This window comes from Gordonia sp. 852002-51296_SCH5728562-b (assembly GCF_001665475.1).
Classification (GTDB): Bacteria; Actinomycetota; Actinomycetes; order Mycobacteriales; family Mycobacteriaceae; genus Gordonia; species Gordonia sputi.
On the sequence record NZ_LZMI01000103.1, the window covers coordinates 1 to 647 of the forward strand.

The window sequence follows — 647 nt, forward strand, 5'->3', positions numbered from 1 at the left end:
GGTCAGCGTGGGTAGGTGGTGATGGTTTCGCCTGTGCGGGTGCTGGTCCAGGTGATGGAGAGGTCGGTGTGGATGGTGGGTGTCCAGAAGCCGAGGTGTTTGCGTTGGTGGTCGGGTCCGCAGAGGGGGACGAGGTTGTAGAGCACGGTCCAGCCGCCCGCGTGGGGGTCGGTGTGGTTGAACTTGACGAGGTGGTCGAGTTCGGTGTGTTCGGCCGGCTTGCCGCATTCGGGGTATCGGCATACTCCGTGCAGGGCGACGACTTGTTCGCGGAGCCAGTTGGGTATTCGGTATCGCAGCGCCCACGCGGGTGGGGCTGGGTAGCCGCCGTGTCCGGTGGGGTCGGCGGGTGGTGCGGGGGTGTCGGGCTGCCCCCGTGCGGCGAGGTTGGATGCCATCGCGGCGAGGTTGAGTCCTGGCGAGGTGAGGTTCGCTGCGAGACTCGGCTGGCCGGTGGTGTTGATGAGTGCGGTGAGGTCGGGAAACGCGATGGGTCGTGCGATGACGCCTGCGGCGAGTTCGGCGGCGTGGGCGGGGTCGATCACGCCGTGGCCGACGAGCCGGGGCACCGCGACGCCGGCGGGATCGATGAGTACTTCCAATGCTGTCTGTTGCGCGGGCTCGGCTGTCGGCTCTTCGGCATTGTG

The 647-nt window shown here is 67.7% G+C and carries 1 protein-coding gene; it reads right to left on the reverse strand.

All coding sequences use genetic code 11. The features are described from left to right. Positions 1–2 precede the first annotated feature (2 nt). Positions 3–647 (reverse strand): HNH endonuclease (locus tag A5766_RS24735; RefSeq protein WP_064905734.1); only part of this gene is annotated, 645 nt, incomplete at its 5' end.